Origin of the sequence: Methylomonas sp. EFPC1 (genome assembly GCF_016925515.1) — a bacterium.
GTDB lineage: Bacteria > Pseudomonadota > Gammaproteobacteria > Methylococcales > Methylomonadaceae > Methylomonas > Methylomonas defluvii.
Window position 1 is genome coordinate 1,269,316 of sequence record NZ_CP070494.1, and the last position, 12,770, is coordinate 1,282,085.

Genomic DNA, 12,770 nt, shown 5'->3' on the forward strand with positions numbered 1-12,770 from the left:
AATTTGCCGACCGCATGTGTAGCGGATGTCATCCGGCGCTAAACTGCCAAACGCAGGTTAATCGCGTTTTTGCAAAATGTCCTTAACCGCGCGTATTGCCGATTGGCTGGCGCCGTTGGAGTGGCTGTCCTCGGTAAAATCTCCGGCAAAATAGACGCGGCCCTGCGGTTTTCTTAACGACTCAGACAGGCTATCGAAGCGCGACCGGCCGACCGGCCATGATGCTATCGCGCGCGGATGGTAACGGTAAAAATTCATGCGTTTGACCGACTCCCGGAAGCCCGGCCACTGTTTGTCAAACGCCGCCAGCAACGCTTCGCGAATCTGATCCGGATCGCTCATCCGCGAGTTAAACCGCTCCGCGTCCGCACCGCTAACCAATAAATTCAACAGCGCATCGGCGCTGGATTTTGATCCGCCCTCATAAATTACCCCCAAAGGACTGTCGGTCATAATCGGCAAGATGCTGTCGCCGTCGCGGGTCCAGAAGCTGCTGGCGGCCTTATCTACCGTGACGTGCGCGGTAAAGTAGGCGCCGGTCGATTGGGTTTGGATAGCTTGCTTTCGCTCGGCGCTCAACGGCGGAGCAAACTGAATGTCGTTGAGCCGGAATAATGGAATGGCAGTGATCACGTATTTGGCGCGGAATAGCTTTTGCCGCAGACTGCTTTGGTCGGACGTAAGCACTTCCACATTATTGTCGGTGGCTGTGATGTGGGTGACCTGCTGGTTCAGCAGGATGCGGTCCCGGCCGATAAAATCGGCCAGCGCTTGCGCGGCTCGTTGATTGCCGCCGACTACATGGCGGGGTGCCAGACCATTGCCGGAAAAATAATGCCATTCGGCAATGCCGTCCAGCGCGCTGATTTTTCGCCAGGAGGTAGCGTATTCCGGTTCGGTTTCAATGCGCACCAGCTCTTGGGCCTTGGGCGACAGGCCGCTGGTGTTTTCGATCCAGTCGGCGAAGGAAATCTCTTGCAGTGCCAGCATCGCCTCGGGCAAAGGCCGCAAAGCCAATTGCCGGTAAAGCTCGGCCATTTTTGCGTCCCAGCGTTGATAGGCTTGCAATTCGTCGCTATCCAACACCGATGCCAGAAACTCCTGATTGGTATTTTGCGTAAACGGATACAGCTTGCCCTGGTAATAAAAACTGGAAAAACTGCTGTAAGCCGTTTCCATCGGCACATGCAAATCCCGGAAAATCTCGATAGCCGGGTTATTTTCCCAAAACTCTTCCAAACCCACTTCGGCATGCGTGCCGTCCGGATAAGCAGCGGTGCGGATGCGGCCGCCAACACGCGGACTCATTTCCAAAATCACGGCGGTTTTGCCGGCTTTCTTTAAATGATAGGCCGCACTTAAACCCGACAGGCCGGCGCCGACGATCAACACATCGGCGCTAAGTGGTTCGGCGGCTAAAGTAGCGGAGCGCAGGCTTAGCGACAGGGCCAACGCAATGAAATAGATGGAACGGTTGAGTTGCTTGAGGGATAGGGTGGTCATCGGCGTCGCCTCTGCGTGTTTATGGGTTGCCAGCCGTTTGCCGTTGGAATTGGCAGCGAATTCTCGCTACGGTACGAGCCAAATATTGCAGGCAAATGACTTGATGGTAACTAAAGGTCCGCCACCGGCTATGTCACATAATAGTCACAAACTTGTCGTATTCTCGCGTTTTACCCCATCGTAAGCTGCCCGACTGATGAAATATTCCGCAACCGCACACGGCAAAAGCTTTCATTTTCGCGATTTGCGTACCTTGCTGGCCAAGGCTACGCCGCGCCGGGCAGCGGATGAGTTGGCCGGTTTGGCGGCGGATTCCGAAGTGGAGCGGGCTGTTGCTCAGCGAGTTTTGGCCGACGTACCCTTAAGGCGGTTTATCGAAGAGCCTTTGATTGCGCCGGAACTGGATGAAGTCTCGCGCTTGATTCTGGAGCGCCATGATCCGCAAGCGTTTGCGCCGATTGCGAGTTTAAGTGTGGGCGAGTTTCGCGATTGGCTGTTAACCGAGCAGAATGATTTGGCGGCAATCTCGGCCGGGCTGATGCCGGAAATGGTGGCCGCGGTCAGCAAAATCATGCGCAACCAGGATTTGATTGCCGTGGCGCGCCGTTGCCGCGTGGTTACCCGCTTTCGCAGCACGATCGGCTTGCCGGGCCGCTTATCTACTCGCCTGCAACCCAATCATCCGACCGACGATCCGCGCGGCATTGCGGCAAGTATTTTGGATGGTTTGCTTTACGGTAGCGGGGATGCGGTGATCGGCATCAATCCCGCCACCGACAATCTGCATAACGTCCACAGCTTGTTGAATTTGCTGGACGAGATCATTGCTCAGTATCAAATTCCAACCCAGTCTTGCGTACTGTCCCACGTGACCACCAGCATGGAGTTGATGCGGCGCGGTGCCCCGCTGGATTTGCTGTTTCAATCTATCGCCGGTACCGAAGCGGCCAATTGCAGTTTCGGTATCGATCTGGCAATGCTCCGCGAAGCGAAGGCCATGGCGGAAAATTTGGGCCGTGCGAGTGCCGGCCAGCAGTTGATGTATTTCGAAACCGGGCAGGGTAGTGCCTTATCCGCCAATGCCCATCACGGTATCGATGCGCAAACCTGCGAAGCGCGGGCTTATGCGGTAGCCAGGGAGTTTGATCCGTTGCTGGTCAATACCGTGGTCGGCTTCATCGGCCCGGAGTATTTATACGATGGTAAGCAAATCATCCGCGCCGGTTTGGAAGACCACTTTTGCGGCAAGCTGCTGGGTCTTCCGATGGGCTGCGATATTTGTTACACCAACCATGCCGAGGCCGATCAGAACGATATGGACACCCTGCTGACGCTGTTGGGTGTGGCCGGCTGCAACTTCGTTATGGGCATACCCGGTGCCGACGACGTGATGCTGGCGTACCAAAGTACCTCGTTTCACGATGCCTTGTATCTACGACAAGTATTGGGCTTGCGGCCGGCGCCGGAGTTCGAGGCTTGGTTGCAGCGCATGGGTATTTTCGATGGTCAAAACCGCTTGGCCGAGGCGCGCAACACCACACCATTGCTGGCCAACTTTCATGGCTTGCCGCGGGTTTAACGATGAACGATCCGTGGATTAGCTTACGGCAATTTACCCAGGCCAGAATTGCCCAAGGCCGCGCCGGTTGCAGCCTGACGACGACAGCGCTATTGGAGTTTCAATTGGCCCACGCGGCCGCGCGGGATGCGGTGCATCAAGTTTGGGATGTGGCGGCATTTGCCAAAGGCTTAGAAACTGTGGATTTGGAGCCGCTGGTACTCGCCACGCCGGTCGCCAGCCGCGACCAGTACCTGCAACGTCCCGATTGGGGGCGTTGCCTGGCACTGGCCAGCCGGGAACAACTGACGGCGCGCAAACAATCCGCAGTCGACGTAGCTTTGATTGTCAGCAATGGCTTGTCATCCGCTGCACTGGATGCGCACGGCTTGCCCTTGCTCAGCGCCATCGTTGCTGCTTACCGGGCCGCCAAGCTGGGGTTGGGGCCGGTGTGTTTGGTGCCCAATGGCCGGGTGGCCTTGGCCGACGAAATCGGTGGATTATTGAACGCGCGCCTGGCTGTCATCATCGTCGGCGAGCGGCCCGGTCTAAGCGCCGCTGACAGCCTGGGGATTTACCTCACCTACGCCCCGCAAGTCGGCAACACGGACGCCGAACGCAACTGCATCTCCAACATTCGCCCGCCCGCCGGCCTGAGCTACAGCGCCGCGGCTGCCAAACTGGTTTATTTGAGCAAGCAGGCGCTGCAACTGGGTTTTTCGGGGGTAGCGTTGAAAGACGATGTGCCGGCACAGTGGCGTACCGAAATTGGCGGGGCGGAGTTGTTAAACAAACTCTGAACCAGTTGATTACGCCAAGGCAAAAGTGGCTCGGCAGCTGCTCCCGCATCCTGACAGTCGACACAATGTGCCATTTTCTGTTCGAATCGGCGGAAGATTTCATGGCCGCTTTCATGCCGCATGCCGCCCAATTAAACCGATTTAGGACCGGTGATGCCGCTCAATAAGGTTGTTGATTTGGTTCAAGCCGGCGACTTGACGAGACTTGATCAATGATGGCCGGAGAGATGATTGGCCGATTGGGCTGCCATAGCTCGCTGAACCTGCGCTTTCGTCGCAATTCAATTGGCCGCTATTGCAGTTGGAGCGGGCGGCTAGAAAGGGTCCAAAAACACCGGTGCTTTGCCGAACTCGGTCTTGTATTCGCCGTTTGGCACGTACCAACCGGGGCCTTGAGAGCCGTTCATCCAAGCCACGCGCTTGCCTTCCGAGGCCCATTTCTCAAGTTTCTCGCCGCTTTTGGTCAGGTAGTCGGATGCGTAGCAAACAGTATTCAGCCAGGGGTCGATGACTAGCCAGGATTGGGCGATCTTGCGTTTGGTGAAATTGGCCATCGAAGCATAGTCTTGCGCCGAATCGGGGATTGCTTCCTGGGAAACCAGGCAAAAGGCGTGGTCGCCTTTGTCGTGAACGTAGCAGATATAGAGTAAGTCGCGCTTGATATTGTAGATTTTCTTAGCGTAATAAGCGCTCAAGACTGCCATCTCTTCGCAGTTGCCTGATCGATCCGCAATAGTCATCTTGACCAATTTCTCGGCCAAGTCCAAGTGCGATGTGCTGCCGTTGAGCCTGTGTTTGCCAGACTCGCGCGCTTGCTGATATCGGGTCTTGCCTTTAGCGCTCATACTCACTAGAACGGCATGCCCGGCAAGGTCCACGTCGTAAAGCTTGTTACTGGATTTATGGCCTTTTTTAAAGAACTCTCTGACTAGAACCTTGATTTTTTCGCCTTCGTCCACCAGCATGGTTGTACCCTCTAGAGTTTGATTCTTGGCAATTGCAAGCGCCCCGCTCTCCGCTGTCCCGGTGGGCAAACGGGCGGGCCTCACGCCCGGTATTGCGTTCTCGGCGTTGTATCGTAAGTATAGTTGAAACCCGAATGGTTTATGGGAGTCTCTAAAAATCCACGATTGTTTTGGTAAGCGGTTCGGGCAGATTTACCGTTGATTCGTCCATCACGAGTTCGTTTACCGTTATCGATAACACCCCAGGTTATCGAGCCGTCACACCATTCATCAAATTGTCACCGAACGGTTTTAGACTCCGGCGTTGCCGACTCGTTCACGTTTTTTGTCTTAAAGCCTTGGAGACCCTCATGAAATTCAAAGTAGTTCGATTAACCGCCGTCGCGACGCTGGTTGCTTTAGCCGGTAAAGCTGAGGCGGCATTGCCCAACGGTGTGGCCGCTGGCGACGTTAGCCAAACTTCCGCTGTACTGTGGGGCCGGTCCGATACCATCGGCGATTTATATTTCAAGTACGCGACCGACAGCGCTTTCACTCAGAATGTCGGCTCCAGCTTTAAAACGGTGAATGACCCGCTCGCACCGGTCAAATGGGATGTGTCCGGCTTATCCGCTGATACCACCTACTACTACCGCGCTACCGATAGCGTTGGCAATTTCGCAAGTGGCCAGTTTAAAACTGCTGCGGCACTGGGAAGTACCACCGGCTTACGCTTTGGTGTGTCCGGCGATTGGCGCGGTGAATTGCTGCCGTATCCGGCCGTGAAAAACGCCAGCCAGCGTAATCTGGATTTCTTCGTGGCGATGGGCGATACCATTTATGGCGACGTGGCCTCCAACGCCAACGCCGGTCAACAACAAGCGCAATCCCTGGCCGACTACCGCAACAAGCACGCGGAAGTGTATAGCGCCAAGGGCGGCATGAACGGCTTGGCCGATCTGCGCCAATCGACCGCCGTGTTTGCCACGATAGACGACCACGAAGTGACCAACGACTTCGCCGGCGGCGCCGATGTCGCCACCGACGCGCGTTTCAATGCCGATCCGGCCGGCACTCGGATCAATGACAGTACCTTGTACAACAACGGCATCCAGGCTTTTCAGGAATATAATCCGCTTCGCAACGAAAGCTATGGCGCCACCGGCGACATTCGCACGGCCGGCGAAGTCAAGCTGTACCGCAACCAAACTTTCGGCAATGACGCGGCCTTGATGGTGTTGGATGCGCGCTCGTTTCGCGACAAAGAACTAGCCGATGCGAATCCTTTAAGCCAAGCTTCGGTTGGCGGCTTTTTGGCCAACTCGTTCGACCCGAGCCGGACCATGCTGGGCAAGCAGCAAATCGCCGACCTGAAAGCCGATCTGCTGTCAGCGGAGCAAAATGACGTCACCTGGAAATTTATCGCCGTCCCTGAGCCAATGCAAAACCTGGGGGTGGTTGGCGCTGGCGACCGCTTTGAAGGCTATGCCGCCGAACGTACCGAAATCCTGAAGTTTATCGACGACAACAAAATCGATAACGTGGTGTTCCTGTCGGCCGACATTCACGGTACTTTGGTGAATAACCTGACTTATCAACTCACACCGTTCGGTGAGCAAAAAGCCACCAACGCCTTCGAAATCACCACCGGTTCCGTAGCCTATGACGCGCCGTTTGGCCCAACAGTCGCGCAATTGGCGGCCGCGGTAGGTTTATTGACGCCGCAACAAAAAGCCTTCTACGACACATTGCCCAGCATTGCCGCCAAGGACAGTTTCATCAAGTCGGTAACCAATGGCGCTTTGACGCCGCTGGGTTACGACCCGCTGGGCTTGGATGCCAATCTGGCTAGCGCCGACGGCAAAATCCAGGCCGAATTGCTGCAAGGCGATTACGTCGCCACGCACACCTTTGGCTGGACCGAGTTTGAAATCGATCAGGTCACTCAACAACTGCTGGTCACCACCTATGGCATTCCCGCCTACAACGTCGGCGATATTGCCAACGATTTGAGCGGCATCGTCAACCGCACGCCACAAATCGTCAGCCAGTTCAGAATCACGCCAAGCTCCGTACAACCCGTACCGGTTCCCGGCGCGGCCTGGTTGTTTGGTAGCTCTTTATTGGGTCTGGCGTTTGGCAAACGCAAAAAAGCCTAGTTAAGTGGTCGGCAGGGGATGTCTGTCAGTTGCCGCATTATCTGCAATAGCAACTGCGGATTGAGGTTTTTCGCAGAACATCAGCTGTTTTGCTGGGGGCTAGTGTATCGAAGCACATGCGGTGGTGGATTGACTGCTGGCGCGGATGCCTCGGCGATATGGTCTTAATGTTTTGTCTGTATATATTTGGGGCTCAGTCTTGTAATTAGACTCGAAATTTAGCATGGATAAATTGATCAGAAACTCCTCAAACACACCAATGCTGCTGAAGGTCTGTGTTCTTTTGTTGTTATTGATTAGTTCGCCGGCTGAAGCCAGAAGAGTTCACGTTTGCTTTGGTATTGAGGATCATTTTTACGATTTGGGTGAATTAAAAGTCTCGGATCAACAGGTTAAAACAACGGGTATGCCGGCCGAATGGGCTTCCGATGGGTATCTATTTGGTATTCATTTACAGGATCACTGTTTGCTTGTTCCGACTAAAACAGACGTGGTCGGTTATGCCGTCTATGCCAAAAATTCAAGCCAACACTGGGCTTTGGACGAAACTACCATTCAATCATTGCAAAAGTCTGGGGTGCTGCCAAACCCCATGCCGCCGCTGCAGGTGCCGTGGGATGACACTGTTGGCGGCCAGTGGCTTTGGGGCCTGGCTATCTTGGCTGGATTGGTAGTTATTGTTGCCCTGGAAGCTTTTTTGTCCGGCAAGCTGCAACGACGTGTCGTCGCTAAAGTTGATAAAGTCTTGCATGGTAGTTTTGTGCTGTTATTGCGCGAGGTGTTAGTCGATGTTGCGCGTATAGATCGGAATTTTGATGCTAATAAATTACATGCCATACTCGCTATTATGCAGCGGCTGGGGATTGCTGTTAACGACCTCGCTAAGCTTAACCCCGAGGATATGCCTGCAGGGAAATTATCAAGAAAGCTATTGATTGCTTATATCAAGGCGGTCGCTGGCAATCTCAACGATCAGCAAAGAAACATTTTACTAACCGGGATTGCGACCGTGATGTCGGCGGAAGGTAAAGTAGGTAGAAACAAAAAAGCCGTGTTTCGGCAATACATCATCGCGTTGGGTTTTCCGGACAATCAGGCGGAAAAGATCATGGAGATGGTTCTCAATGCTTAACTGGACGGTTTGGCCTCGTACTTACTCAAGCCAAGTCAGTACGGCTGTGGAAAAGTGGTCAAACCACCCGCTTTTTGACACTCATAAATCCACGTTAGTCTGGAGATTATCATGAAAATAAAAACCTTCGGTTTACTCTCGTTGTGTCTTGCCTCGGTTAACGCTCACGCCACCCAGCAAATTTCCTATAAAGGCCATATTATTTTTAGCGACGGCAATGTGGCGAATATTGGCGATTCGTTCTCGGGCCAGTTTTTGTTCAATCCCGATCAACCGGATGGTAGCCATTTTAATCCGGCCACTCCGCCTTATACCGAATGGGAAAGTGGTTTTTGGAACAATACTTATCTGTCCACGGCAATTCAAAATAAGTTTTCTTTTGTTAGCAATAAAGGTATTGGGGCTGCATTTCAAGACAATCAAAACATCACCCAAACTGAGATCGATGTAAACGGTTATCACGGCTATGTAAATGCGGGAAATTACGACGTAGTCTCTTTCGAGGCGATTAACCTTGGCAATAACGAGCAAACTGTTACTGGAACCGAGTTTTCCATTACCGCCTTATTCGATCCATCTCGCTTAAATATTGCTTCGTTTCAAAACGTAGACTTAAACAGCATATTCCAGTCGCAGCCACTTAAATTTGGTTATTCCATCAACAAAGTCACCAACGGTTTATTGGATTTTCGTATTAGCGGCCTGATCGATACCTTTAATGTCAGCACGCCAACGTCTCAGGTTGCATTGCCTTCCGCACCGGTTTTACCAACACCAAGCAACGATGGATTTACATTCAGTACACCGCCCATGCCGGTTTTGGATGGCAACGGAAATCCAAAACCAGGCGGGTTTTACGACCCGGATGTGGCGGTGGCTTACACCTATGAAGCGTTAAATGCCGACACCTTATTCGGCGATGTGATGATTCCCAACCAATACGGCGACGGTAAATTCCAACTGCTGATTTGGAACGAGACCAGTGGTGAATACGTCGACAGCGGTATCCGCTTGTTGGCGGGCGTTTGGTTTAATTTCGGCGAATTGGGTTTTCAAAACGGCGTTGGCAAGTTCCGCATAGCCGGCATCGAAACTTCCGCCATGATCGATCCCAGCGATCCGCTGGGTTTTGTTACCGGTTTAACGTTTACCGGAAGTGGTAGTGCTTTCAAAATGACGCCTTTAGCGGCCCCCGTTCCGCTGCCTGCAGCGGTCTGGTTGTTTGGCAGCGGTCTACTCGGGCTATTGGGAAGCCGAAAATTCCGGGCATCGCGCTAGCCGCTTAGCTTTCAAACTTTAAGGCTGAAAGGCGTTTCGCCGGATTTGGAAAACGCCTTACGGCCTTTGTTTCAAAAACGCCGCTATAAACCGGCAGGCCTCCGCTAAGTTGGCCGAGCAGCGTTCGCTTAACCCGCTGCCCAGTTCGAAGGCTTCGGCTTGGACGCTTAATAAAAAGCAGGGCGGTAGCGGCTGTTTGCCGAGGGTTTCATAGACCGACAGCAGCGCGGCTGGGCTCAGCGCATGGCTGGAGTAACTGTGGTCTTGGGCTGGGGTTAACGGGGTAAAGGTGAAACTTTCCGGGCAATCTACCGCTGCGTCCACAAACACCACCAATTCACGGCCTTGTATATCCAGCGCATGTTCGATTTGTAACTGAAAATCGCTGAGCAATTCGATATTGCTGAGGTCCAGATGCTCGGCGAGATAATCCAACAGCAAAGGAGCAACAGCATCATCGCCACGGCTGGGGTTGCCGTAGCCAAACACCAAAATGGGTTTAGTCATTCGCTACCGTGAATGAATTCGCCGCTGCTATGCCGAATCAGTTTGTCCACCAGTTTGCCGTCCGCGTCGACCAGCTCCAATTGCAAAGGCATTTTGCCGACCGCATGCGTGGCGCAGGACAGGCAAGGGTCGTAGGCGCGGATTGCCACTTCCAGATTATTCAGCAAGGGTTCGGTCAATTCTCGGCCGGACAGATATTCCGCTGCGACTTGCCGCACCGATTCGTTCATCGCCGTGTTGTTACTGGTGGTGGAGACGATCAGATTGGCTTTGGTCACGATGTCGTTTTCGTCGATTTGGTAATGATGAAACAGCGTGCCGCGCGGCGCTTCGATCACGCCTATGCCTTCGTAGCGTTTTTCGCCTTTGGCGACCAAGTCGTTGCTCAGCAAGTCCGGATCGTCCAACAAGGTTTGGATGTTTTCCGCGCAATGCAGTAATTCGATCATCCGCGTCCAGTGGAAGGCCAGGGTGCTGTGCACCATGGTTGCGCCGCCGTGTTGCTTGAACTCGACGCGCGCGGCTTCCGCCAGTGGCGTGTCGATGAAATCGCAATTGTTGACGCGCGCCAACGGCCCCACCCGATACCAACCATCGGCTTTACCCAGCGCAGTGAGGTAAGGGAATTTCATATACGTCCAGGAACGGACTTCTTCGCGGATCAAGTCCGGATAGTCGCAGTAATCGTAGTGGTCGACCAGGGTTTCGCCTTGCTGGTTTTTCACCCTAATCCCGCCGTGATACAACTCCAGCGCGCCGTCAGGTTTGGTCAAACTCAGGTAGTTGCTGCGGATGGTGGCGAAGTCGTCGTAATAGGGCAGGTTGGAGGTGTGGACTTTGGTGACCAGTTGCAAAGCGCCTTGCGCCCAACTCACGATTTGGCCGATGTCTTGTTTGAGATAATCGCGCTCATCTTTGCTCAGCGCTTTGTTCATGCCGCCCGGTATCGCGCCGGTGCCGTGGATGCGCTTGCCGCAGACCATGCGGATCACTTCCTGGCCGTATTTGCGCAGTTTTACGCCTTGCAGGCCAATATCCGGATAATTCGCCAACACGGCGACTATGTTGCGTTTGCCGATCTCGCTTTCGAAACCGAACAGCAAATCCGGGCTGGACAGGTGGAAAAAATGCAAGGCATGCGATTGCAAGACTTGGCCGAAATGCAGCAAGCGCCGTAATTTATCTGCAGCCGGCGGCAGATTGGCCGGATCGACGCCGACTAACTGGTCGATGGCCTTGGCGGCGGCCAGATGATGACTGACCGGGCAGATGCCGCACAAGCGCTGCACCATCACCGGTAGTTCCCAGTAAGGACGGCCTTGGATGAATTTTTCGAAGCCGCGAAATTCGACGATGTGCAGGCGGGCTTGCTGGACTTGATTGTTTTCGTCGAGCAGCAGCGTGACTTTGCCGTGGCCTTCCACGCGGGATACCGGATCGACGGCGACCCGTTTTAACTTGCCGGCTTCGACCAAGGCCGGATCGGCGGTTTCAAGATATTCGTACACGGGGTTCCTCCGTTAGTCGTAATGGACTAACTCATAAGGTAAAGTCGGGTCGCGGCCTTCGATCAATGCGCTCAGGTAGTGCCAAAACACATCGGCGGATGGCGGACAGCCGGGCATAAAATAATCGATCTTGACGATCTCGTGGACCGGTCGCACCTTGTCCAGCAGCAAGGGCAATTCCGGGTCGCTGGGTATCTGTGGATTGTCCACGCCGATGCCGTCTTGATAGGCTTCCAGCAGGCAGTCTTCCAGTTTGAAAAAATTGCGCAGCGCCGGCAAGCCGCCGTTGATGGCGCAAGCGCCGACGGCGATCAGAATTTTGCAGTTAGCGCGAAACTCGCGCAGCACATGCACGTTTTCGGAATTGCACACCCCGCCTTCGATCAGGCCGATGTCACACGGGCCGCAATGCTCGATGTCGGTGAGTGGCGAACGGTCGAATTCGACGCTGTCAGCCAATTTCAAGAGGCGCTCGTCTATATCCAGAAACGACATATGGCAGCCAAAGCAGCCGGCCAGCGAGGTGGTGGCGATTTTAATCTTAGCGGCCATGTTTGATGTCCGGAGCGGGCGGCATGGTCGCCGCGTAGTGGGAGTCCGGGCCACCGTTCTGCTGAGCTGACTCCGCCAGCTTGGTCGGGTCGCAGCTTGGGTAGCCGCTGGCCTCGCCGGCTTTGATAACCGCTTTTTCGCAGGCGACTTCGCTGATGGGATGCCCGTCGTAGATGCGCTCACCAATCGGTGCCAGGTAGGCGCTGCGTTTGACCAGAATCGCGCCGGTCGGGCAGACATGGGCGGCCTCGTCATCGACACTAATATCGCTGTCTTTCAGCTTGCCGCTAGGCGAGTTGATGACCAGGCGTTTGTGGATGCCGCGCCCGGCGATGCCGAATACGTCTTTCCCGTCTTTTTCCTTGCTGGCGCGCACGCATAAATTGCAGAAAATGCAGCGGTCGTGATCGATCAAAATATCCGGGTGCGAGGCGTCCATTTCGCGCTGTGCATAAAAATGCGGGTAGTGGTTATCCAGCATGTTCTGATGGTAGGCCACGGCCTGCAACTGGCAATTGCCGGATTTTTCGCAGGATGGGCAGAAATGGTTGCCTTCCACAAACAGCATTTGGGTGATGCGTTGGCGGTCGTGTTGCAGGTCGGGGCTGTTGCTGATGACGGTTTGGCCGTCGGCGGCCGGCAGGGTGCAGGCGGTATTGGTGCGGCCATTGACTTTCACCGTACAGAGTTTGCAACTGCCGTAAGGCGCGTAGCCGGGCCGGTGGCATAGATACGGAATGTACATGCCGGCACTACGCGCGGCTTCGATAATGGTTTGGCCGTCGCTGAACGGTACGGCGATACCGTCGATACAAAGAGTGCCGCTCAT

At 54.4% G+C, this 12,770-nt stretch carries 11 protein-coding genes; 5 read left to right on the forward strand and 6 right to left on the reverse strand.

Going from position 1 to position 12,770, the window contains the following annotated elements:
• Positions 1-57 precede the first annotated feature (57 nt).
• Entirely contained in the window at positions 58-1,503 is a 1,446-nt protein-coding gene (locus JWZ98_RS06035; RefSeq protein ID WP_205453640.1) for an NAD(P)/FAD-dependent oxidoreductase, read from the reverse strand.
• Positions 1,504-1,699: 196 nt separating this feature from the next.
• Here JWZ98_RS06035 and JWZ98_RS06040 point away from each other — a divergent pair, with 196 nt between their 5' ends.
• Positions 1,700-3,082 carry an ethanolamine ammonia-lyase subunit EutB gene (locus JWZ98_RS06040; protein WP_205453641.1) on the forward strand — a complete coding sequence of 461 codons (1,383 nt, stop codon included), beginning with the start codon at positions 1,700-1,702 and terminating at the stop codon, positions 3,080-3,082.
• Between the two features lie 2 nt (positions 3,083-3,084).
• A complete protein-coding gene (gene eutC / locus JWZ98_RS06045; RefSeq protein WP_205453642.1) occupies positions 3,085-3,861 on the forward strand; it encodes an ethanolamine ammonia-lyase subunit EutC in 777 nt (258 codons plus the stop codon).
• 314 nt (positions 3,862-4,175) lie between these two features.
• Here eutC and JWZ98_RS06050 read toward each other — a convergent pair whose 3' ends face one another.
• Complete coding sequence (locus JWZ98_RS06050; RefSeq protein WP_205453643.1) at positions 4,176-4,826, reverse strand: hypothetical protein; 651 nt, start codon at positions 4,824-4,826, stop codon at positions 4,176-4,178.
• A 350-nt stretch (positions 4,827-5,176) separates the two neighbouring features.
• On the opposite strand from JWZ98_RS06050, the gene JWZ98_RS06055 reads away from it, so the two are divergent.
• The 3 genes from JWZ98_RS06055 to JWZ98_RS06065 all read left to right on the forward strand — a co-directional run bounded on the left by JWZ98_RS06055 (position 5,177) and on the right by JWZ98_RS06065 (position 9,374).
• A complete protein-coding gene (locus tag JWZ98_RS06055; RefSeq protein WP_205453644.1) occupies positions 5,177-6,964 on the forward strand; it encodes an alkaline phosphatase D family protein in 1,788 nt (595 codons plus the stop codon).
• 223 nt (positions 6,965-7,187) lie between these two features.
• Positions 7,188-8,096: a hypothetical protein gene (locus tag JWZ98_RS06060; protein WP_205453645.1), complete on the forward strand. Its 909-nt coding sequence runs from the start codon at positions 7,188-7,190 to the stop codon at positions 8,094-8,096.
• Positions 8,097-8,207: 111 nt separating this feature from the next.
• The gene (locus JWZ98_RS06065; protein WP_205453646.1) at positions 8,208-9,374 is read left to right on the forward strand and encodes a hypothetical protein; all 1,167 of its coding nucleotides are present in this window, start codon (positions 8,208-8,210) and stop codon (positions 9,372-9,374) included.
• 57 nt (positions 9,375-9,431) lie between these two features.
• On the opposite strand, the gene JWZ98_RS06070 is transcribed toward JWZ98_RS06065, so the two are convergent.
• Genes JWZ98_RS06070 through JWZ98_RS06085 form a run of 4 tightly spaced genes read right to left on the reverse strand, consistent with a single transcriptional unit; the run spans position 9,432 to position 12,770 of the window.
• Positions 9,432-9,881 (reverse strand): hydrogenase maturation protease, encoded by a 450-nt coding sequence (locus JWZ98_RS06070; protein WP_205453647.1) that lies wholly within the window; start codon positions 9,879-9,881, stop codon positions 9,432-9,434.
• Positions 9,878-11,389, reverse strand: coding sequence for a Ni/Fe hydrogenase subunit alpha (locus JWZ98_RS06075; RefSeq protein WP_205453648.1), 1,512 nt, complete (start codon positions 11,387-11,389; stop codon positions 9,878-9,880). The genes JWZ98_RS06070 and JWZ98_RS06075 overlap by 4 nt, the downstream gene beginning before the upstream one ends.
• A gap of 12 nt (positions 11,390-11,401) precedes the next feature.
• Positions 11,402-11,941 carry an NADP oxidoreductase gene (locus JWZ98_RS06080; protein ID WP_171696189.1) on the reverse strand — a complete coding sequence of 180 codons (540 nt, stop codon included), beginning with the start codon at positions 11,939-11,941 and terminating at the stop codon, positions 11,402-11,404.
• Positions 11,931-12,770: a 2Fe-2S iron-sulfur cluster-binding protein gene (locus JWZ98_RS06085; RefSeq protein WP_205453649.1), complete on the reverse strand. Its 840-nt coding sequence runs from the start codon at positions 12,768-12,770 to the stop codon at positions 11,931-11,933. The genes JWZ98_RS06080 and JWZ98_RS06085 overlap by 11 nt, the downstream gene beginning before the upstream one ends.